The organism is Geothrix sp. SG200, from assembly GCF_022808935.1.
Lineage (GTDB): Bacteria > Acidobacteriota > Holophagae > Holophagales > Holophagaceae > Geothrix > Geothrix alkalitolerans.
On sequence record NZ_JAKZFR010000008.1, the window covers coordinates 15,426 to 36,784 of the forward strand.

Consider the following 21,359-nt stretch of genomic DNA (forward strand, 5'->3'; position numbering starts at 1 on the left):
GCCCCCCTGCTGCGGCATAATGGGGACTCTCATCGCACCCTCAACGAGGAGCCTCCTATGCAGCGCCGCTGGGTCTTGGCAGTCATCGTGGGTTCGGGCCTCCTGGCCCAGACGCCCCAACCCGTCCCCCCTCCTGCGCCCGCCCCTGCACCGGCCCCCGCGCCGGCGCCAGCCCCTGCGCCCGCTCCCGCGCCGGCACCGACCCAGGCGCCCGAGCCCAAGCCCGAACCCAGGCCCACCGAGGTGAAGGCCGAGGCCCCGGCCGCGCCCCAAGCCGAAGCGAAGCCTGAGGCGAAGCCCGAACCCAAGGCCTTCGACCAGCTCCGCCCCAGCCAGCGGAAGCTGGCCTACACCCTGCAGCGCGCCGCCCTGTCCGCCCACGAGCTGGGCTACTACCGGAGCCACCCCAAGGCCGTCGAGGTCCGCGACGCCCTAGGCGCCCTCCTGGCCGTGAAGGCCATCCTCCCGGAGAAGGCCTCGGCCGCCCTCCCCGCCGTGGAGACGTACCTGGCCAAGGTGCGCGCCCAGCACGGGCTCTATGACGCCGACGGGAAGAAGCTCCTCCTCGAGACCACCTGGAAGAACCTGCAGGTCGCCGCCCGGGCCGCCGCGAAGGCCGATGCCAAGGGGCTGGAGCCGCGCCTCGCCAAGCTGCGGGGCCTCCTGCTCGATCCCAAGGTGGACGCCGCCGCTCCCACCTGGACCGCGCCCGAGCCGCCGGCCAAGGGCAAGAAGGCCAAAGCCGCCAAGGGCCCCAAGGCACCCGAGGGCTTCGCCAACCAGAAGGCCATCACGGCCCTGTGGGTGAAGCGGGCCCAGGCCTGGATCGACAACACCCGCCAGGAGGTGGACGTCAAGGGCGAGAAGAAGATGCGCAGCGTGCCCGATCCCGCGCAGACCAAGGCCCTGAACGCGCTGATGATCTGGCTGGAGAACGAGGACCTGGACCTGCTGCGCGATCCCGGGTTCGGCTGGCTGGACCTGCGCCGCCTGGGTGCCACGCCCGGCGCCGCCCTGCTGGCCCACGCCAACGACATCGCCACCTCCAAGGCCCCCGAAGGGCCGGCGGGCGAGCTGACCCTGCTGCCGACCCTCGAGCCCATGATGGCCGAGAGCAAGTTCAGCAAGGGCGACGAGAAGCGCCTGGTGCTGTCCGACGTGAAGCAGGGCGCCCCCGCCGCGGACCTCGCCGCGCAGATGACGGCCTTCGAGAAGCAGGGCCGCAGCCGGGAGTTCGACGTCAAGTAGGCCCAAAGCTGGCCGCAGAAAGGGAGGGGGCGCCTCGGCGCCCCCTCCCTTTCTGCATGAACCGGGATCGCGAACGCCGGACCCCTCAGAATCGGAACGTCATCCCGATCTGGATGGCGTTGGCCTTCGGGTCCCAGGCCGTCTGGTTCGCGTAGCTGCTCCCGACGTACCGCAGTTCGGCTCCCAGGGTGGCATTGAAGGTGTACCCAAGCCCGGCCGAGTATCCGAAGCGGGTCGAGGTCTGGGACGCCGACGTTGCCGGGAAGGAACCGATGGCGGGGATCGTGGTGTCCACGCTCCAGCGATGGAGGCCGAGCCCGGCAGTCAGGTAAAGGCCATCCGGCATCCCGCCCGGGAAGTACAGGTAGTCCGCGCCGAGGCTGAGATCGTTCGCCTTGGTCTTGAATCCGTCGACCGTGCCTTCGGGATAGAACACCGCATCAAACCTCGGCCTGATCACGTGGCCCGCGCCCAGGTCGAAGGTGACGTGGGCGCCGAGCCCGGCACCGGGCTTGTTGTCGACCGCGGTCTTCAGGTCGCCGGTCGGAACGTTCGCGTGGAGCTGAAGGCCGAAGCGCGGCCCCTCGGCCCGGGCCTGGGCCGCCCCGAAGGCGAGGGCCACGGCCAGCGCGATGGACAAACGAGGACAAACGGGCATGAAGCCTCCGGATGGCATCCATTGAGGATGAGTGGGTAAAAGACACCCATTGAATGAAGCCATCCCGCCCGAAGTTTCAGGCGATCGAATCAGCTGGGCCGATTCACTCCTCGCCCTTCCGCTGCTTCCCTTCCGGATCGAACTGGTAGCCCACGCTGCGGATGGTGTGGACCCAGCGGGGATGGTGGGCATCCAGCTCCATCACGCGGCGGATGCGGACGATGAAGTTGTCCACGGTGCGGCTGGTGGGGTAGGCGTCCTCGCCCCAGACCTTGTCCAGGATGTCCGTGCGGCTCACCACCTGGCCGGGCCGCTCCATGAGCAGGCGGAGGATCATGCACTCCTTCATGCCCAGCTGGAAGGGGCCGTTGGGCCCCTCGCCGCAGTAGTTGTCGAAGTCCACCCAGTGGGCGCCGAAGGCCTGCCGGCTGCTCATCTCGCGGTTCTTGTACCAGGCCTCCCGCCGCAGGATGGCCCGCACCCGCAGCAGCAGCTCCTTCACCTGGAAGGGCTTGCCCAGGTAGTCGTCGGCGCCGGTCTCGAAGCCGTGCACGCGGTCGTCGTCCGTGTTCTTGGCCGTGAGGAAGAGGATGGGCGTGAAGTTCTTCGCCTCGCGCACCTTCTGGCAGATGGTGAAGCCGTCCATGCCCGGCAGCATCACGTCGAGGATCACCAGATCGTAAGCCTCCGCCAGGATCTGCTTCAGGGCCTGGTCGCCGCGGGGAATCCAGGTGCAGGCGAGGCCCTCCAGCTCGAGGTTGAGCTTGATGCCCTCGGCGAGGCTGAGTTCGTCTTCCACCAGCAGGATCTTGGGCTCGGGCATGGCAAACTCCGGCAACTCGTTGATCCTACTAGAATAGGGGCCTGGAGCGCCCATGGACCCGTATCTCAGCATCGTCATCCCCATCTACAACGAGGAGGAGAACATCCCCACGTTGTGGGCGCGCCTGTCCAAGGTGATGGCGGAGTCCTTCACGGACCCCTCGAAACCCTGGGAGGTCATCTTCACGGATGACGGCAGCCGCGACCGCAGCCTGGTCCTGCTGGTGGCCATCGCCAGGGAGGAACCCCGCGTGAAGGTCGTGGAGTTCAACCGGAACTATGGCCAGCACAGCGCCATCTTCGGCGCCTTCGCCGAGGTGCAAGGCCAGGTCGTCGTCACCCTGGACGCGGACCTCCAGAACCCGCCCGAGGAGATCCCCAAGCTCGTGGCCAAAGTGGAGGAGGGCTACGACGTGGTGGGCGGCTGGCGCCAGGGCCGCCAGGCCAACGACAGCTTCTTCCGCACCATGCCCAGCAAGATCGTCAACGCCGTCACCCGCAAGACCACGGGCGTGAAGCTCCACGACTACGGCTGCATGCTGCGGGCCTACAGCCGCGAGGTGGTGGACGCCATGCTGCTCTGCAAGGAGCGCTCGAGCTTCATCCCCGCCCTGGCCAACAGCTTCGCCAAGCGCATCACCGAGGTGCCCGTGGCCCATGCCGAGCGCGCCGCCGGCGAGAGCAAGTACGGCCTCTGGAAGCTCATCAACCTCCAGTTCGACCTGCTCACCAGCTTCAGCCTCATCCCCCTCCAGGCCCTCAGCGTCTTCGGCGTCGTCACGGCCGGCTTCGGCTTCATCCTCTTCCTGGGCCTGGTGGTCTACCGCTTCCTGCACCCCGAGGGCACGGCCCAGGGCGTGTTCACCCTGTTCGCCATCCTCTTCTTCTTCGTGGGCTGCCAGTTCATCGCGTTCGGCCTGCTGGGCGAGTACATCGGCCGCATCTACCAGGAAGTGCGCGACCGGCCCCGCTACATGGTGAAGAAGGTCCACCAGGCCAAGTAGGCCATGCCCTGGGACCCGGCCCAGTACCTCAGCTTCGGCTCCGAGCGCCTGCGTCCGGCCCTGGACCTGCTGGCGCAGGTGCCCCTGGAGGCTCCCCGCCTCGTGGTGGACCTGGGCTGCGGCCCCGGCCACGTCACGCGGATCCTCCAGGCCCGCTGGCCTTCGGCCCGGGTGCTCGGGGTGGACCGGTCGCCGGACATGCTGTCCCGCGCTTCGACCGATGTCCCTGGGCCGGCCTGGCGGCAGGCGGACCTGGCCACGTGGGCGCCGGAAGCGCCGGTGGACCTGCTCTTTGCCAACGCCTCCCTGCATTGGCTGGAAGACCATGCGGCCCTCTTCCCTCGCCTGATGGGCTTTCTGAGCCCCGGTGGCTGTCTGGCGGTGCAGATGCCCCGCAACCATGACCGACCCTCCCACCAGGCGGCCTTCGCGGTGGCCGAGGAGGGCCCCTGGCGGGAGCGCCTCGTGCCGCGCCTCCGTCGCCAACCCGTGTCAGAACCCGAGACCTACCTGGAATGGCTCGCCCCGCGGGCCGCCACCCTCGACATCTGGGAGACCGACTACGTCCACCGCCTGGAGGGGCCCGAGCCTGTGGTCGCCTGGACGCGGGGCAGCCTGCTCGTGCCCCTGCTGGAGGCCCTGGAACCGGACGAGCGCGAGGCCTTTCTCGCGGCGTACCGGGACCGGCTGAGAAGGGCCTACCCGCCGGACGCCTCGGGTCGGACCACCTTCCGGTTCCGCCGGCTCTTCATCGTGGCCCGGCCTTCGGCTCTGGCCTAAACGCCCTCTTCCCCTTCGCCGCTCCAGCCTTCGCCGTCCTCCTCCTGGGGCTTCTCCGGGACGCGGTAGCTCTCGCTGGCCCAGGCACCCAGATCGCGGAGCCGGCAGCGCTCGGAGCAGAAGGGCTTGAAGGGGTTGCCCTCCCAGGCGGTGGGGGTGCGGCAGATGGGGCAGGGGCGAAGCGTCATGATGTCAGCATATCTCTTTGGAGTTCTCGATCAAACGCGAAGAAAATATGAGTGAAATTTTGAAGATCATGTTGACAAGAAACGTCCATCTCCTATCCTCATAGGGTCAGGGTGGGCGCAACCCAGTCTGACCCCCAAGAGCAGACCCCCCAGGAGGCACGACATGGGCAAGATCATCGGCATCGACCTCGGCACCACCAACAGCTGCGTGGCCGTCATGGAAGGCGGGCAGCCCAAGGTGATCCCGAACCCCGAGGGCGCGGACACCACGCCGTCCGTGGTGGGCTTCAACCCCAAGACCAGCGAGCGGCTCGTGGGCGCCCCGGCCAAGCGCCAGGCCGTGGCCCAGCCCAAGAGCACCATCTACTCCATCAAGCGCTTCATGGGCCTGCCCTACGCCGACTCCGACAAGGAGCAGAAGCTCGTCCCCTACACGGTGGAGCGGGCCGACAAGGGCGGCTGCGCCGTGGTGGTGAACGACAAGCACCTCAGCCCCGAGGAGATCAGCGCCGCCGTGCTGACCAAGATGAAGGAGGCCGCCGAGGCCTACCTGGGCGAGAAGGTCACGGAAGCCGTCATCACCGTGCCGGCCTACTTCAACGACGCGCAGCGCCAGGCCACCAAGGACGCCGGCGCCATCGCGGGTCTGGACGTGAAGCGCATCGTCAACGAGCCCACGGCCGCCGCGCTGGCCTACGGCCTCGACAAGAAGAAGGACGGCACCATCGCCGTCTTCGACTTCGGCGGTGGCACCTTCGACATCTCGATCCTCGAGGTATCCGAGGGCGTGGTCGAGGTGAAGTCCACCAACGGCGACACTCACCTGGGCGGCGACAACATCGACCAGGCCGTCATCGACTGGCTGGCCGACGAGTTCCAGAAGGCCGAGGGCATCGACCTCCGCAAGCAGGCCGACGCCATGCAGCGCCTGAAGGAAGCCGCCGAGAAGGCCAAGATCGAGCTCTCCAGCACGACCCAGACCGACATCAGCCTGCCCTACATCACCGCGGACGCCAGCGGCCCCAAGCACGTGAACCAGACGCTCTCGCGCGCCAAGTTCGAGCTGATGATCGAGCCCATCCTGCAGAAGCTGAAGGGCCCCTGCGAGAACGCGGTGCGGGACGCCAAGCTGGCCCACCACGAGATCGACGAAGTGGTGATGGTGGGCGGCTCCACCCGCATCCCCAAGGTGCTGGAGATGGTGAAGTCCATCTTCGGCAAGGAGCCCAACCACAGCGTGAACCCCGACGAGGTCGTGGCCCTGGGCGCCGCCGTGCAGGCCGGCGTGCTGGCGGGCGACGTGAAGGGCGTGCTGCTCCTCGACGTGACGCCGCTCAGCCTCGGCATCAACGCCAACGGCGGGCAGATGAGCGTCATCATCCCGCGGAACACCACCATCCCGACCAAGCGCTCGGAGATCTACACCACCGCCGTGGACAACCAGCCAGGCGTGGACATCGAGGTCTTCCAGGGTGAGCGGCCCGTGGTGGAAGGCAACAAGCTCCTGGGCCAGTTCCACCTGGGCAACATCGCGCCCGCGCCCCGCGGCATGCCGCAGATCGAGGTCACCTTCGACATCGACGCCAACGGCATCGTGCATGTGACCGCCAAGGACAAGGGCACGGGCAAGGACGCCAGCATCACGCTGACGGGCAGCACGGGCCTCTCCAAGGAGGAGATCGACGCCAAGGTGAAGGACGCCGAGGCCCACAAGGCCGACGACGAGGCCCGCAAGGCCCTGCTGGAGGAGAAGAACCACCTCGACCAGATGGTCTACCAGGTGGAGAAGCTCCTGAAGGACAGCGGCGACAAGCTGCCCGAGGCCGACAAGAAGGAGGCCGAGGAGGCCATCACCGAGGCCAAGGCCGCCCTGGCCAGCCTGGACAAGGACCGCATCAAGAAGGCCCTGGAGACCCTCACGGCCAAGAGCCACAAGCTGGCCGAGACCCTCTACAAGCAGGAGCCTCCCGCGGATGGCGGTCAGGCTCCCGGGGCGCCTGGCGCACCTGGAGGCGAGAAGAAGGGCGGCGATGACAATGTGATCGACGCCGAAGTCGTGAGTTAGTCCGCCGTACAACATGGGGGGAGCTGCGGCTCCCCCTTTTTGTGGCTAGAAAAAATCTTAGTGACATACACTAAAGCCATGTCCCACCCCGACTACTACCAGATCCTGGGCGTGCCCCGGACGGCCTCCGACGAGGAGATCAAGCGGGCGTACCGGAAGCTGGCCCGCAAGCACCACCCGGACCTGAACCCGGGCGATGCCAAGGCGGAAGCCGAGTTCAAGAAGCTCTCCGAAGCCAACGAGGTGCTGTCGGACCCCGAGAAGCGGAAGAACTACGACACCTACGGCGATCCCAGCGGCCCCGGGGCCCAGGTGCCGCCGGGCTTCGAGCAGGGCGGGAGCTTTTCCTTCGAGGACATCTTCGGGGGCTTCGCGGGGGGCGGCTTCGGCGGGCGGCCCATGCGCCATGGCCCCGAGCGGGGCGAGGACCTGGTCCATACCGTGCGCCTGGGCTTCCGCGAGGCCTTCGAGGGCACGCGCCTGAGCCTGCGCGTGAACCGCTCCGAGCCCTGCCTGGCCTGCCGCGGCACCGGCGAGAGCTCCCGGAAGCAGGAGGTCTGCCGCACCTGCAACGGCAAGGGCAAGCTGGGCGGCGGCGGCGGCTTCCTTTCCTTCGGCCGCACCTGCCCCGACTGCCAGGGCCGCGGCACGCGGGCCCCGGCCTGTCCCGAGTGCGGGGGCGCGGGCCGGCATCCCCGCCAGGAGACCGTCACCATCGCCATCCCGGCCGGCGTGGAGGACGGTGCGAAGCTGCGCGTGGCGGGCAAAGGCGAGGCGGGCCGCCGCGGCGGCGGACCCGGCGACCTCTACCTGCAGATCAGCATGGAAGCGGACGCCCGCTTCGAGCGCAAGGGGCCCAACCTCTACGTGAAGCTGCCCGTCAGTTTCTCCGAGGCCGCCCTGGGGGCCAAGGTGGAGGTCCCTACGCCGGAGGGCCACCAGACCATCAAGGTGCCCCCGGGCACCCAGACCGGCGCCAGGCTGCGGCTCAAGGGCCAGGGCATGCCCATCCCGCGAGGCACCCAGCGGGGCGACCTCATCGCGGAGGTGGCCGTGGTGACGCCCCAGATCCAGGATGAGCGCAGCAAGGAGCTCCTCCGCGAGCTGGCGGAGCTGAACGACGCGGACGTGCGCAAGCAGCGAGGACATCATGGCTAAAGATCCGCGCCTCGGCGCCTACATGATCGGCGTGGTGTCCATGCGGTACGGCGTGCATCCCCAGACCCTGCGCCTCTACGAGCGGGAGGGCCTGCTCACGCCCAGCCGCACCGAAGGCAAGACCCGCCTCTACAGCGACGAGGACCTCGAGCGCCTGGAGTTCATCCTCAACCTCACGCGGGACCTGGGTGTCAACCTGGCCGGCGTGGAAGTGGTGCTCACCCTGCGGGACCGCCTCAATCGCATGCAGGAGGACCTGGAGCGCCTGGCCCAGGCCCTGGAGGCCGCGGGCGTGAAGGACGTGCCCCGGCCGGCGAGCGGCACGGGCCTGGTGAAGCTCACGCCCCACGGGCTGCGCAAGCGCTGAAGCCGATCGCAGTTGCCCTGGGGGCGCGGATCGCTTGCTATGCTGGTTCCTCCCCCAAGGTGTTCCGTGCCCCTCCGGCATCTCGAAGAGCGTTCGCTCGACAAGTACTTCGACTCCATCCGCCACCTGCCCCTGCTGACGGCGGAGGAGGAGCGGATCAACGGGCGCCTGTGGCAGAACGACCGCAACCCGGAGGGCCTCCGCAAGCTCGTCGAGGGCAACCTCCGCTTCGTGGTGAAGGAGGCGCGGAAGTTCGAGGGCATGGGACTGGACCTGCTGGACCTCATCAGCGAGGGCAACCTGGGCCTCATCGAGGCCGCCAAGCGCTTCGATCCCGAGCGGCAGAACAAGTTCCTCACCTACGCCTCCTGGTGGGTGCGGCAGGCCATCTTCCACGCGCTGGCCGAGCACGGGAACAAGATCCGCCTGCCCCAGAAGGTGGCGGGCCACCTGGTGCACCTGAACCGCGTCACCCAGCGGCTGAGCCAGTCCCTGGGCCGGGTGCCCATGCTCCAGGAGATCGCGGACGCCGCCAACCTCACGGTGGAAGAGGTGGAGCGCCTCCAGCTCCTCCAGCAGACCACGTCCACGGTCTCCACCGAGCAGGGCCTGGGCGACTCCGACCTCACCGTGGGCGACAGCCTGGAGCAGGAGGTGGAGCCCTCCGCCATGCACACGCTGGACCAGGAGGCCTTCCTGGAGCAGATCGAGGCCAGCCTCCAGACCCTCAGCGAGAAGGAGCGCAAGATCATCTCCCTGCACTTCGGGCTGGGGGGCCAGGAGCCCCTGACCCTCGAGCAGATCGGCAAGCAGTTCAACCCGCCCATCTCCCGGGAGCGGGTGCGGCAGCTGGAGGAGCGGGCCTTCTCCCGCATCCGCGAGCGGCGCCGCGAGGTCCTGGGAGGCTTCCTGCGCGGCGGGGACGGGCCATGACGGGGAGCCGGACATGGTGAAGGGCCGCCCCGACTGCCCCCACTGCCAGGGGCAGGGCCTCATCTTCGATCCGGATCCCCAGAAGCCGGTGCGGGTCTGCGGCTGCACGGCCGACCTGGCGCCGGACGCGGAGACCCTGGGCCTTCCCGCCCGCTACCGCGAGGCGGATTTCACCCGCTTCTGGAAGTGGTGGAACAACGCCCAGGCCAGCGGGGCCCGGTCCATGCTGGAGCGCGTGCCGGACCTGGAGGAGTGGCTGGCCCGGCCCGAGGAGGAGGTGGGGCCCATCCCCTTCCGGGACGACTTGGCCCGGCTCCTCGCGGCCCTCCGCAAGCGCCCCGAGCACGGCATCCGCCCCGCGGGCGCCGAGGCCCTGTCCCAGTGGGCCACCACCGGCAAGCACAAGTTCCGCCACGGCTGGGAGCTGTGGTGGATCCATGGGTCCGCCCAGAGCGGCCGAAGCACCCTGGCCGCCGCCGCCCTGAGGGCCTGGACCGAGCGCACGGGCCGGGGCGGGCGCTTCGTCTCCGTGCGGACCCTCAGCCAGAGCATCAAGGACGCCTACTACGACATCCGCAGCTTCCAGAACCAGGCCTTCCAGAGCGTGCGCGACCTCATCGAGCCCCTCCAGGACCCGCCCCTCCTGGTGCTGGACGACTGGGACCGCATGGACTCGGACCTCCGCGTGGCCGCGGCCCTGGCGCAGCTGCTCGACCACCGCTACAGCGAAGAGCTGCCCACCGTCCTCACGGCGGCCGGCCCGCCTGAGGCCCTGGACCGCCGGGAGAACCACCCCCTGGCCCGGCTGGAGGATGGCAGCCTGATGGAGCGGCTGCGGGGCGCCGAGCGCGTGGAGATGGTGCCGGCCCTGAAGCCATGGATCGATCGCGCGGGCGCGGACAGGTGATGAAGACCCTGCTGCGCGGCCTGCTCCGCCTGCACCTGTCCCGGTCCCGGGGACTCTGGATCCTCACGGCGGGCCTGACGCTGGCCCTGGGCTGGGGCACCCTGCGCGTGGAGCGGGCCCTCGACCTGATGAGCCTGCTGCCCTCGGAGCATCCCGCCGTGCGGGCCAACCTGGAGGCCGGTGTCGGCCAGCAGGAGCTGATCTGGCTGGTGGCCGAGGGGAACTCGGCCGACCTGGAGGCCCGGCGCGCCTGGGCCGAGGGCCTGGTGGACCGCCTGCTCACCAAGGGCGACCTGCCCCTCAACGGGCTGGCCGCCGAGGGCCGCCTGTCCGATCCCATCCCCGTGCCCGGGCCGGGCGGCGTGAGCCCCTGGCCCGCGCTCCTGGCCGTGGGGGCCATCACCGAAGGTGATGCGGCCGTGAGCCGGCTCACCACGGAAACCCTCTATTCCCTGGCCCCGGCCTGGCTGGGCGACCGCCTGGAGCCCCTCCGGGATCCGGCGGAAGTGAAGCGCCGCCTGGAAGCCACCGCCCGGGCCCTGGGCTCGCCGGAGCCGCTCGCGGCGGCCCTGGCGCGGCTGGATCCGCTGGGCCTGCGGACCCTCGCCCCCCAGAACGGCGAGGGCATGGCCAAGGCCGTGCAGCTGGGCCGCGCCTTCACCCTGCGCATGCGGACCGGCTACCTGGAGACGAAGGATGGCCGCTTCGTCCTGGTGCCCCTGGTGGCGAGCTTTCCCGCCTCGGACGTGAAGGCCACCACCCGGGTCCTGGCCTGGCTGGGACGGGGCGCCGAGGGGCCCCTGCCTCCGGCCGCGGCCCTGAAGGCGGTGGAGGCGGCCCTGACCCCCCGGGCCGACCGGCCCTTCGCCCTCCAGGTGACGGGCGCCCATGCCATCACCGCCTGGGAGTCCCACCGGCTCACGGGCGAGGTGCTCCTCAGCCTGGCCCTCAGCTTCGTCCTCATCGGCCTCGTGTACTGGCTGGGCTTCCGCACCCTTGCCGGCTACGGCTTCGTCATGGGGCCCCTGCTCGTGGGCATGGTGTGGGCCCTGGGTCTCACGGGCTGGATCCTGGGGCGCGTCAACCTCATGGCCGCGGGCTTCGGCGCGGTGCTGCTGGGCGTGGGCGACGACGTGGGCATCATGCTCTTCAGCCGCTACCGCGAGGAGCGCCGGGCGGGACGGGCCAAGGCGCGGGCCCTGCGGGCCGCGATGCTGGGCACGGGCCCCGGCGTGGTGGCCGGCGCCCTGGCGACGGCCCTGGCCTTCCTAGCCCTGGCCTTCGCGCCCTTCCCAGGCATCCGGGACCTGGGGCTCACCACGGGCCTCGGCCTGCTGGCCTGCCTGGCCGCCACCTTCCTGGTGATGCCCCCCATGCTGATGGGGCTGGACCGGGGCCGGGGCACCTTCGCCCCGGGGCCGCCCCCGCCCCGGCCCCGCCGCCGAGTCTGGGCCCCCTGGGCCGCCCTGGCCCTGCTGGTCCTGGCGCTGGCGGGCGCGCCCCGTACCCGCTGGGAGGAGGACCTCCGGCGCTTCCGGGCCCAGGGGAACCCGGCCCTCACCCTCCAGGCGCGGCTGACGAAGACCCTCGGCGCCAGCCTCCAGCCCCTGGCCCTCCAGATTCCGCTGGATGACCCGGACCGGCTCCCGGCCCGGTGGAACCGGCTGAGCCCCATCCTCCGCGAGGCGGGCCTGCCCGTGCCCGACTGGCAGAGCCTCGACCCGGAGCTGCAGCACGCCCTGGGTTCGGAGACCTGGCGGCACCAGGTGCTGGAGGCCGCCGCCAAGGCGGGACTGGACCCGGCGGGGCTGGAGGGGCCCCTGTCGGCCCTGGCCGTTGCCGCGGTGGATCCTTCCCAGCCCGTGCGGGCGCTCCAGGTCCTGCTGCCCCGGTCCACGCCCACCCCGGAGGGCCACCATCCCTGGACCCTCTGGGACCACCTGCGCCAGGGATCGGCGCCCGCTCCCCTGGCCCCGGCCCTGACGGTCCCCATCCGGCTGGATGAGGCCTCCCTGCTCCGGCTCACGCCGGAGGTCGAAGCGGCCGGCGGGCGCTTCGTGGGCACCCAGCCCCTCTTCCGCGTGGTGAAGGGCATCGCCCGCGATACCGTGCGGGAGGCCGTGTTTCTGGCCCTGGCGGGGATTTTCGCCGTCATCGCCTTCTTCGGCCGCAGCCTGCGCTTCGCCCTGCTGGCTCTGGTGCCCCTGGCGGCCAGCCAGGCGGGGGCCCTGGGCGCCCTGGGCTGGACCGGGGAGCCCCTGACCTTCCTGTCGCTCATGGCCATCCCCATCGCCCTGGGCGTGAGCGTGGACACGGCCTTCAACCTCCTGCACCGGGCCCGGGGCGAAGCCGACGCCCCGGAGCGCGTGGCCCGCGTGAACGCCGTCTGCGCCGGCACCACCCTGGCGGGCTTCGGCGGCATGGTCTTCAGCGGCTACCGCGGCCTTCGGGGCCTGGGCCTGGCCTGCCTGGGCGGCGTGGCCCTGGCCCTGGTCCTCACCCAGTGGCTGCTGCCGGTGCTGCTGGAGAAGTGGCCCCTGGGGGCTGGGGGAAGGAAATGAAGAAACTGAACACCGGAGATGGACGGAGATGAACGGAGATCAGGCGGATCTTTTTATCTCTGTTCATCTCCGTTCATCCCTGGCTTTTTTCTCGTCGAGGTAATCCTTGGCTGACCTGAATCCCCTGCAGGATCTCCTCCAAAGCCGCCTCGCCCTAGGCCCCGTGCCCGCCTCGGAGGTCATGGCCCTGGGCCTCTACCATCCGGAGCATGGCTACTACCGCCGCCCGACGGGCCCCTGGGGCTTCGAGGGCAAGGACTACTACACGGCCCTGGACCTTGGGCCCCTGCTGGGCCAGACGATTGCCCTGAGGCTGGAGGCTGCCTGGGAACGGCTGGGCCGCCCGGCGCGCTTCACGGCCCTGGAGCCCGGCGCCGGCCGCGGCTGGCTGGGCCGGGATGTCCTGAGCGCCGTCGCCGGGCCTTTCGCCGAGGCCCTGGTCTACGTCCACCGCGACGACAACCCCGCCGCGAAAAAGGCTGCCGAGGAAGCCCTTTCGCCGTTCCTTGCGGCCAACCGCGCGCGGTTCGCCGCAGAACATGAACCTTTGGAACCGTTCACCGGCGCGGTGTTCAGCAATGAGCTCTTCGACGCCCTGCCCGCCCAACCCTGGCGCTGGGACGGCGGGCGCTGGACGCGCGAGGTGCTGACGGCGGCCGGCCCCGAATGGCAGGCGGCGGATCCCGGCGAGGCCGGCGCCTGGTTCGCCGAGCAGACCGACGGCCTGGAGCCCCGAGACGGCAGCATCTGGTGCGAGGCCCTGCCGGGCCTGGTGCACGACCTGGCGGCGCCCCTGGAGGCGGGCCTCTTCCTGGCCGTGGACTACGGCGAGTCCGCGGACCGGCTGCTGGCCAAGGGCGCGGACCTGCGTCGCTTCAAGGCCCACACCGTCGACGGCAACTGGCACGAGGACCTGGGCGAGGCGGACCTGACCGCCGATGTCGACTTCACGCGCCTGACGCGCCTGCTGGAGGGCGAGGACTTCACGGGCCTGGGCCACATGGAGCTCAGCAAGTGGATCCGCACCCACGCCCCCCTGGAGCAGTGGGCCCCCGGCTGGATGGCCCTGCCCCCGGCCGAGCGCGTCAAGCGCACCGAGAACCTCCTCCAGCTCACCCTGCCGGACCGCATGGGCAGCCGCTTCCGGGTGCTGGAGGGATGGAAGGAAAAGCCTCTTTAACCACCGATGAACACCGATAAAAGCTGATGAACACCGAAAAATGAATTTCATGGCTCGAGCTTCGACCGTACCGGTTCCAAAGGTTTGACTGAAAGTCAGATCAAAATGGGGCGTTTGAATTTCCTGTTCATTCAATTAGGACAAGGAATTTATAAGTTGCAAAGTACGAACGCGCACGACAGTTTCTCTACAGTCGAAATTACCAGGCCCGCATTCTGAATAACCGACCACTCTCATCCTCGTCGTGAAGTCGGAGGATTACTTCCGAGTCCTGGAAGAATGGCGCTTCACCCTCAAGGCTCGCGGGTAGGTCAGAATCAATCAGCGTGATTAAGTGCTGAATGCCCAGGCTTGAGTAGGACCGAATGACCTCCATGAGGTTCTGTTTTTTTCGGTCGTCCAATGACTCGAATACACCGTCGTGATACAGGAACCTCGGGTACCGACCATCGACATGGACCCTAGCTAGCGCAAGGTCAAAAGCGACGCACAAGAGTTTTCTGTAGGTAAACCCCAGATCCGCGCTGGTGCTATTCCCAGAGTCATCAAGAATCTCGGCCTTGAACTCGAGGTGCCCCTGTTGGTTTGGGGCAACACTTAGCAAAGCTTTTCGATTGATCACTTCTTCGACGATCTCGCTGAAGAACACTCGGATCGTCGAAAATTGACTTGTTTTCTCGGCATTCTGTTGTTCCACGTCCGCTTCAATCCGCATTTGTAGATGGCTCTTCTCTTCTGCAAGTGCTCGGATCGAAGCGCGCAGATCTTGAAGGCGCCGCAAAAACTCACGCTGACGTTCAAGGGAGGTAATGTCCGCTCGAAGGGCGACAAGCTCGTTTGATACCTGCTTGTATTTCGCAAAGTGATCCGACTCGCCGAGGAAGGACAGTGTTTCCATTCGGCGTTTGTTGAGCTCTAAAATTTCAGCATTTATTCGCTTCAACTCTCCTTCGACTTCAGCCAGTTCTTCCTTTAAATAGCCTCGCCGCTCCTCAGTAATCGCACGATTAAAATCGAGGAGCTGCTCGAATTCTCTTTTAATCTGACCGGCAAAAAGAATCCCAGCTTCAGCAAAAAGCTCAGCGGCGCTTTTTGGGTCGAAAAGTATTTCATCGTCCTCAATCGAGACTGTAATTTTTTTCTTATTTTGTAGAAGTGAGTACCGTTCCGAGTTGAGTCGGGCGATCTTCGTATCAAGCTCATCTACGACGACCTTTGTTTTCTGTTTGTCGGATTGGCGAAAATCAAACGCATCGAGCAAACGTTGTTTTTTTTCAGCTTCCGTTTGTTTGAGATGCAACATTCCTTCAATCTTGCTTACATCGACGACGGACCCGCCAAGTTCACGCTTGATTACGTCCTCCTCCCCCTTTTTCCTCGAAAGCTCATCTTCCTTGTCGTAGTGCAGGGAAATTATCGAAGAATTGAATCCCAGGAGATGTGCAAGGAACGGCTTCCAGTCGGAATGGCCAGAGGCAAATTTTTTCAGGTGGAAGACCTCACGAAAATCGTCCTGTGAGCGCACCAAGTAACCAACCACTTTTCGGTATGTCCATGGTTTTAAATCTCGGAGATCGAGTAAACCATCAAGTAGGTCTCTAGCTTTTTCAAATGCAAGAGATGTGTGATCCCAGGAAGTTTCAGGCAGATCTGTGAAATCTCTCTCGCCTTGAGTGTGCCTCTTAAAACTAATCTTCGTTGCCTCTTCGACGGATCGACGGATGGTGACGTATGAACCATCCAGAAGTTTTATCTCAAGAAAGAAGACAAAGGCTTTGAAAAGGTCTTCGTGCTTGAACAGGAAGAAATCTGGATCACGCCCTGCGAGCAGGCAAAAATCTATGACCCGCCCAAGGGTCGTCTTTCCTAAATTATGGGTGTCCTTGCTTCTGTTCTCGGGCAGCCGAATTTCCGCAAGCACGACATTGAGCCCTTCTGCAAAGGAAATAGGCGCAAACCTCTTCGGCTTGTTGGTGTAGAGCTTAGATAGTTTCATTGGAACCCAGATATTCAAAGGCGTCAGTCTTCGGGCGGTATTCGACCAACCCAAGAAGGAAAAGTAGGTTCAAGGCCGGAAGCAGGAGAACATCGCCACCCGAGACATTTTTCTTCACCAACCTTTTAAGTGCTCCATAGTCCTCGAGCCGTCGATTTTTCAAGCGCGAAAGGAGGATCGCCGCAACGTTGATGACCGTGCGATCTGGGTGGGAATGCTTGCTAGGACTCAACATCATGATTCAGCCCCACGTCACAGTTCCAATACATATAGAAGATCATCGTTCGTGTGAGCCGTTTTTGGGCCCGAAGAATCGGGTCTCGATCCAGAAGAAGCGTGATCAAGTAGTTTATAACCTCCTCGAAGGGCTGATGACTTTTCCGTTTTGCTAATATAGTCAGCTGAAATTCATCCACTACTGATTCATAGAGGTCAAGAAGGCGTAGGTTCTCCGGCGAAGCTAGGAACGTCTTGATCTGTTGCGTGTCCTTCAGGTATCGACGCCGCAAGGCGATCGCATATTCTTTACCCATATTGTTTAACTCATTCTTCTTCTCGTAAGAAACTCTCTCAGTTGGGGGATAAGGTACCGCCGAGCCAGCGTTCTTTAGATGCATGGCGAGGTGCTCAACAATCTCAGCAAGATCATCAGGGCTTACAATGAGTGGAGAATCGATAGGATCGATGTCTGCCATACGAGCTGCATCTGGAAACCTCTTGAGCCAGAGCTCAAGCTGCTCGACCCCACAGAGGAAGATGGAGACTTCTGGAAGACCACATTCCTTTGAAATGACCCCTCGGAGCTTCGATTCCGCGTTACCCGTCAATCTCCGGTTTGAAAAGAGCATGTAATGATCTAATTCCTTCGATCCCCGGAGCCCTTTGATGCGTGGCAATTCCTCGCCAAGCACAGTTTCATCGCTGGTATCGCTATAAAAATTTGAATCTGAAAATGTTGTGTTGTAACCATTGGTGTGTTTTGCCTGAACGATAACAGTTCCCTTCCACGGAGCCGCCTTACTTGGATGCAACTCCGCCGTCCCAATAAATTTGGCGTCTCTACCACCATCAGGCCCCGTGGCAAAACTTTGAACCCCGGCACCAAGCACGAATTGACAGATAGAGACAACGAGATCCTCGAACTGACCTGGGCTCAGATCTTCGTACGCGAATTTCATCTCTAGATCTCCAGGGCCCGCTGCTTGTCTCGAGAGTGTACTGATGCCAAGCAGAAAAGCGTTAGGGTTGTGGCGCCGTTATGTCACTCCCCTTGCTCTGGCTGTAGGCATCTCATCGCAAGTTCATTCACTATTAAATAAACATGACTGTTTCCAGGCGAATGAGCAAGCTAGGTTGCGATAGGACGGTTAACCATTAACCCACCAGCCACGATGCCCCATTTGGCGGAGGACTCACCTGTCTTCGCCCTCATCCGCTATTTATCGGTGCTTCATCTTGGCTTTTCCGACCACACGCCAACGCCCAGTGAACTCGGCCGCGCGGCGTCGTGGAAGACCGTGTGGGTGGCCTTCTGATAGTCCCCCGGCTTCGCGTCGTTGATGTTCATGAACACCTGCGGGTTGCGGTCCATGAGGGGGAACCAGGTGCTCTGGATCTGGATCATCACCCGGTGGCCCTGCTTGAAGGTGTGGAAGATGTCGTTCATGGACCAGGCCACGCGGGTGGGCTGGCCGGGGACGAAGGGCGCCGGCGCCGAGAGGCTTTCCCGGAACTTGCCGCGCATGACCTCGCCCCGCACCAGCTGCTGGTAGCCGCCCATGGGGTTGGGCGTGCGGTCCCAGGGGGAGCCGCCCTCCTTGAAATCCGGGTTCCTGAAGTCGTCGGGATAGACGTCGATGAGCTTCACCACCCAGTCGGCGTCCGTGCCCGTGGTGGCCACGAAGAGCTCGGGTCGGAGGGGACCGGCCAGGGTCAGGTCCTCGGCGAGGGGCCCGGTCTGGAACACCAGCACGTCCGGGCGCCGGCCGGCGAAGCGCTGGTCCGCGGTCATGTAGTCCTTGGGCATGCCGATGGCGACCTTCTCGATGAAGGGTACGGGTTTCGACGGGTCGGAGAGGAAGGTGTCAGCGCCGCCGTTTGGCGGCGGCGCCGTCAAGGAAAGGCCGCCGTTGGGCTGGAGGTAGAGCTTCGCGTCCCGGGCCTGCGCCGGCGGCCAGGCGTCCAGCCGCCGCCAGCGGTTGGCGCCGGTCTCGAAGACCGTGGCCTTGGGCAGGGCGGGCTCCTTCGCGCCCTTCAGGTGCTGCATGAAGAAGGGGAAAAGGACTTCGGTCTGGAACCAGGTGGCGGTGTCGGCCTCGAACTGCACGGGGCCCAGGTGGTCGCCCTTGCTGCGCTCCCAGCCTCCGTGGAACCAGGGGCCCATGACCAGGTGGCTGTCGGTGGCGGGGCTCTGGCGGCCCAGAGCCTTGAACACCTGCAGGGTGCCGAAGAGGTTCTCCGCGTCGAACCACCCGCCCACGGTGAGCACCGCGGGCTTCACGTCCTTGATGTGGGGGCGCAGGTTGCGGGCCTGCCAGAATGCGTCGTAGTTCGGGTGGTCCAGCATCTCGTTCCAGAAGGCCACCTCCTTCGTGTACTGTCGGGTGGCGCCCGTGGATCCCAGCCGCAGGAACCATTCGTAGCCGTCCGAGGTGGTGCGGCGGAACGGCGTGCCCCACTCCGAGGTCGGCTTGGGCCGGGGCTTGCCGAAGTTCACCATGAAATTGAAGGCATGGGGCAGCCACAGGGCGCCGTTGCGGTGGAAATCATCGCCCTGGAACCAGTCCACGATGGGTGCCTGGGGGGAGACGGCCTTGAGGGCCGGGTGACCCGACAGCATGCCCGTCGCCGTGTAGAAGGCGGGATAGCTGATGCCCCACTGGCCCACCTTCCCGTTGTTGCGGTCCACGTGCTTCACCAGCCAGTCGATGGTGTCGTAGGTGTCCGTGCTCTCGTCCACGGCCGCGCCGCTGGCGGCGCGCTGGGGCCGCATGTTCACGAAGTCGCCCTCGGACATCTTCTGCCCGCGTACGTCCTGGTAGACGAAGATGAAGCCCTCCTTCTGGAAGGGGGCCGAGGGTCCCAGGCGGGACGGATAGGCATTGGGGCCGTAGGGATAGACGCTGTAGGGGGTGCGCTGAAGGAGGATGGGGTAGGTCCGGCCGGTGGCCCTGGGCGTGTAGATGGCCGTGAACAGCTTCACCCCGTCGCGCATGGGAATGAGCACCTCACGCTTGTCGTACTGGTCGCGGACCGAGGCGGCGGCCGCCGATTCCACCGCCGGCCCCTCCGCCCACGTAGCTCCCGACGCTGCTCCTGGTGATGCTCCTGGCGCTGCCCCCGGCGCGGCAGCGGGCGCGCCCGGGGCGCCGAGAAGAAGGACCGGGAGGAGCGCGGCGCGAAGGGCGCGGATCAGGGACATGGAGGCTCCGGGGCGAGGCCTCATGATATGCGGCATGAAGCGCACTCGGGGGATTCCTGTCCTTGCATCAATTAGGACCTGCCTTCCCGCAATAAACCTCGACGGAAGAAGGCCCTTTTGATGAACTGGAGGGTGCTCCCGTCCGGGGCCGCATCCAATCCAGAGGTTCCGCACCATGTCCCATCCGACCTGCCGCCAACCCGCCGAGTGGGAACTCCATAGCGCCTGCTGGCTGGCTTGGCCCGGCCACGGCCACCTCTGGCGGGAGAACCTGGCCCCGGCCCAGGCGGAGTGGACGGCCCTCTGCCTCGCCATCGCCGGGGAGGGCGGCGAGGCCCTGGACATCCTGGTGGGGGACGAAGGCTCTGAAGCGGCGGCCCGGCACGCCCTGGCCCCGGTGGCGGACCGGGTGCGCTTCCACCGGGTGCCCGTGGGCGACATCTGGCTGCGGGACACGGCGCCCATCTTCGTTCGGGATGGCGCGGGCGCCCTGCAGGCCGCCTGCTTCGGGTTCAACGGCTGGGGCGGGAAGTACGTCCTGCCCGGCGATGACCGGGTGGCGGGCCGCGTGGCGGCCCTCAGCGGCGCGCCCCGCCGCGACCACGCCTTCATCCTCGAGGGGGGATCCGTGGAGGTGGACGGCGAGGGCACGGTGCTCACCACGCGCCAGTGCCTGCTGAACCCCAACCGCAACCCGGGCCTGGACCAGGCGGAGCTGGAAGCGGCCCTGGCCGACGGCCTCGGCGCCGAGAAGGTGCTGTGGCTGGACGAGGGCCTCCTGAACGACCATACGGACGGCCACATCGACACCCTGGCCCGCTTCGTGGCGCCGGGCGTGGTGGTCTGCATGGAAGCCCGGGACCCGGCCGATCCCAACGCCGCGACCCTGGACCGTCTTGCTGCCGACCTCGCCGCCATGACCGACGCCCGGGGGCGGAAGCTCCGGGTCGAGCGCATCCCCTCGCCCGGTGTGATGCGGGACGAGGAGGGCGAGCTGATGCCCGCCAGTTTCGTGAACTTCTACATCGGGAACCGCAGCGTGGTGGTGCCCACCTACGGCACGCCCTACGATGAAGAGGCCGTGGCCGCCCTGGCGCGGCTCTTCCCGAACCATCGCGTGGTGGGCCGCTCCGCCCGCGCCATCCTCAGCGGCGGCGGCGCCTTCCACTGCATCACCCAGCAGCAGCCGGAGGTCCGATGAGCGCCGAGTCCCGCCCCGAGTCCCGCGTCATCCGAGTCGCCGCCACCCAGTGCGCCTTCACGGGAAGCCTCGACGAGAACGTGGCCCGGGTGGAGGGCCTCGTCCGCGAGGCCGCCGCCACGGGGGCCCAGGTGATCCTGCCCTCCGAGCTCTTCGAGGGCCCCTACTTCTGCCGCGAGGAGAAGGACGCCTTCTTCGACTGGGCCCGGCCCGCGGAGGGCCATCCCACCATCGCGCGGTTCCAGGCCTTGGCAAGGGAACTGGGCGTGGTGATTCCGGTCTCCTTCTTCGAGAAGGACGGGCCCCACCACTACAACAGCCTGGCCATGGTGGACGCCGACGGCTCCGTGCTCGGCATCTACCGCAAGAGCCACATCCCCGACGGCCCCGGCTACGAGGAGAAGTTCTACTTCCGCCCCGGCAACACGGGCTTCAAGGTCTGGGAGACCCGCTTCGGGAAGCTGGGCGTGGGGATCTGCTGGGACCAGTGGTACCCCGAGTGCGCCCGGGCCATGATGCTCATGGGCGCGGAGGTCCTGTTCTACCCGACCGCCATCGGCACCGAGCCGGAGAACCCCGAGCTGGACACCAAGGATCTGTGGCAGCGGGCCATGATCGGCCACGCCGTGTCCAACGTGGTGCCGGTGGTGGCCGCGAACCGGGTGGGAGCCGAGGGCGGCCAGACCTTCTACGGCCACTCCTTCATCGCCAACCACCGCGGCGACAAGGTGGCCGAGCTGGGCCGCACGGACACCGGCGTCATCACCGCCGACGTCGACCTCGAAGAGATCCGCCGGAATCGAGCATCCTTCGGATTCTTCCGGGACCGCCGGCCGGAGCTCTACGGGATCCTCTCCAGGGCCTGAGAAT

At 66.5% G+C, this 21,359-nt stretch carries 19 protein-coding genes; 12 read left to right on the forward strand and 7 right to left on the reverse strand.

What is annotated here, in order from left to right:
• The first annotated feature begins 57 nt into the window (after positions 1 to 57).
• Positions 58 to 1,248: a hypothetical protein gene (locus ML539_RS14475; protein ID WP_243325298.1), complete on the forward strand. Its 1,191-nt coding sequence runs from the start codon at positions 58 to 60 to the stop codon at positions 1,246 to 1,248.
• An 85-nt stretch (positions 1,249 to 1,333) separates the two neighbouring features.
• Here the strand turns inward: ML539_RS14475 and ML539_RS14480 are convergent, their stop codons facing one another.
• Positions 1,334 to 1,906, reverse strand: coding sequence for an outer membrane beta-barrel protein (locus tag ML539_RS14480; RefSeq protein ID WP_243325033.1), 573 nt, complete (start codon positions 1,904 to 1,906; stop codon positions 1,334 to 1,336).
• A 103-nt stretch (positions 1,907 to 2,009) separates the two neighbouring features.
• Positions 2,010 to 2,729, reverse strand: coding sequence for a response regulator transcription factor (locus ML539_RS14485; protein ID WP_243325035.1), 720 nt, complete (start codon positions 2,727 to 2,729; stop codon positions 2,010 to 2,012).
• A gap of 52 nt (positions 2,730 to 2,781) precedes the next feature.
• On the opposite strand from ML539_RS14485, the gene ML539_RS14490 reads away from it, so the two are divergent.
• A complete protein-coding gene (locus tag ML539_RS14490; protein ID WP_243325037.1) occupies positions 2,782 to 3,732 on the forward strand; it encodes a glycosyltransferase in 951 nt (316 codons plus the stop codon).
• A gap of 3 nt (positions 3,733 to 3,735) precedes the next feature.
• Positions 3,736 to 4,512 (forward strand): methyltransferase domain-containing protein, encoded by a 777-nt coding sequence (locus ML539_RS14495; protein ID WP_243325039.1) that lies wholly within the window; start codon positions 3,736 to 3,738, stop codon positions 4,510 to 4,512.
• Here ML539_RS14495 and yacG read toward each other — a convergent pair.
• Positions 4,509 to 4,700, reverse strand: a complete 192-nt coding sequence (gene yacG / locus ML539_RS14500; RefSeq protein WP_243325041.1) for a DNA gyrase inhibitor YacG — start codon at positions 4,698 to 4,700, stop codon at positions 4,509 to 4,511. The two genes, ML539_RS14495 and yacG, sit on opposite strands and share 4 nt — an antisense overlap.
• A gap of 163 nt (positions 4,701 to 4,863) precedes the next feature.
• Here yacG and dnaK point away from each other — a divergent pair, with 163 nt between their 5' ends.
• From dnaK to ML539_RS14535, 7 genes are all read left to right on the forward strand, one after another.
• Complete coding sequence (gene dnaK / locus ML539_RS14505) at positions 4,864 to 6,765, forward strand: molecular chaperone DnaK (protein ID WP_243325043.1); 1,902 nt, start codon at positions 4,864 to 4,866, stop codon at positions 6,763 to 6,765.
• A gap of 78 nt (positions 6,766 to 6,843) precedes the next feature.
• Positions 6,844 to 7,923 carry a J domain-containing protein gene (locus ML539_RS14510; RefSeq protein WP_243325045.1) on the forward strand — a complete coding sequence of 360 codons (1,080 nt, stop codon included), beginning with the start codon at positions 6,844 to 6,846 and terminating at the stop codon, positions 7,921 to 7,923.
• Positions 7,916 to 8,290: a helix-turn-helix transcriptional regulator gene (locus tag ML539_RS15615; protein ID WP_243295331.1), complete on the forward strand. Its 375-nt coding sequence runs from the start codon at positions 7,916 to 7,918 to the stop codon at positions 8,288 to 8,290. Before ML539_RS14510 ends, ML539_RS15615 begins: the two co-directional genes overlap by 8 nt.
• A gap of 66 nt (positions 8,291 to 8,356) precedes the next feature.
• Positions 8,357 to 9,223, forward strand: a complete 867-nt coding sequence (locus tag ML539_RS14520; RefSeq protein ID WP_243318676.1) for an RNA polymerase sigma factor RpoD/SigA — start codon at positions 8,357 to 8,359, stop codon at positions 9,221 to 9,223.
• Positions 9,224 to 9,236: 13 nt separating this feature from the next.
• Positions 9,237 to 10,130: a hypothetical protein gene (locus tag ML539_RS14525; RefSeq protein WP_243325046.1), complete on the forward strand. Its 894-nt coding sequence runs from the start codon at positions 9,237 to 9,239 to the stop codon at positions 10,128 to 10,130.
• Entirely contained in the window at positions 10,100 to 12,691 is a 2,592-nt protein-coding gene (locus tag ML539_RS14530; protein WP_243325048.1) for an MMPL family transporter, read from the forward strand. Before ML539_RS14525 ends, ML539_RS14530 begins: the two co-directional genes overlap by 31 nt.
• A 106-nt stretch (positions 12,692 to 12,797) precedes the next feature.
• Positions 12,798 to 13,871: an SAM-dependent methyltransferase gene (locus ML539_RS14535; protein WP_243325050.1), complete on the forward strand. Its 1,074-nt coding sequence runs from the start codon at positions 12,798 to 12,800 to the stop codon at positions 13,869 to 13,871.
• Between the two features lie 199 nt (positions 13,872 to 14,070).
• On the opposite strand, the gene ML539_RS14540 is transcribed toward ML539_RS14535, so the two are convergent.
• The 4 genes from ML539_RS14540 to ML539_RS14550 form a co-directional block, all read right to left on the reverse strand.
• Entirely contained in the window at positions 14,071 to 15,867 is a 1,797-nt protein-coding gene (locus ML539_RS14540) for a DUF2326 domain-containing protein (RefSeq protein ID WP_243325053.1), read from the reverse strand.
• Positions 15,854 to 16,102: an ABC-three component system middle component 8 gene (locus ML539_RS15735; RefSeq protein ID WP_347710771.1), complete on the reverse strand. Its 249-nt coding sequence runs from the start codon at positions 16,100 to 16,102 to the stop codon at positions 15,854 to 15,856. The genes ML539_RS14540 and ML539_RS15735 overlap by 14 nt, the downstream gene beginning before the upstream one ends.
• Positions 16,089 to 17,045, reverse strand: coding sequence for an ABC-three component system protein (locus ML539_RS14545; protein WP_243325054.1), 957 nt, complete (start codon positions 17,043 to 17,045; stop codon positions 16,089 to 16,091). Before ML539_RS14545 ends, ML539_RS15735 begins: the two co-directional genes overlap by 14 nt.
• Positions 17,046 to 17,317: 272 nt before the next feature.
• Positions 17,318 to 19,144 (reverse strand): CocE/NonD family hydrolase, encoded by a 1,827-nt coding sequence (locus ML539_RS14550; RefSeq protein ID WP_243325056.1) that lies wholly within the window; start codon positions 19,142 to 19,144, stop codon positions 17,318 to 17,320.
• A 319-nt stretch (positions 19,145 to 19,463) separates the two neighbouring features.
• Here ML539_RS14550 and ML539_RS14555 point away from each other — a divergent pair, with 319 nt between their 5' ends.
• Together ML539_RS14555 and aguB are read left to right on the forward strand one after the other, a co-directional pair.
• On the forward strand, positions 19,464 to 20,489 hold the full coding sequence (locus tag ML539_RS14555) for an agmatine deiminase family protein (protein WP_243325058.1): 1,026 nt from the start codon (positions 19,464 to 19,466) through the stop codon (positions 20,487 to 20,489).
• Entirely contained in the window at positions 20,486 to 21,355 is an 870-nt protein-coding gene (gene aguB, locus ML539_RS14560) for an N-carbamoylputrescine amidase (RefSeq protein ID WP_243325060.1), read from the forward strand. Before ML539_RS14555 ends, aguB begins: the two co-directional genes overlap by 4 nt.
• Positions 21,356 to 21,359 lie beyond the last annotated feature (4 nt).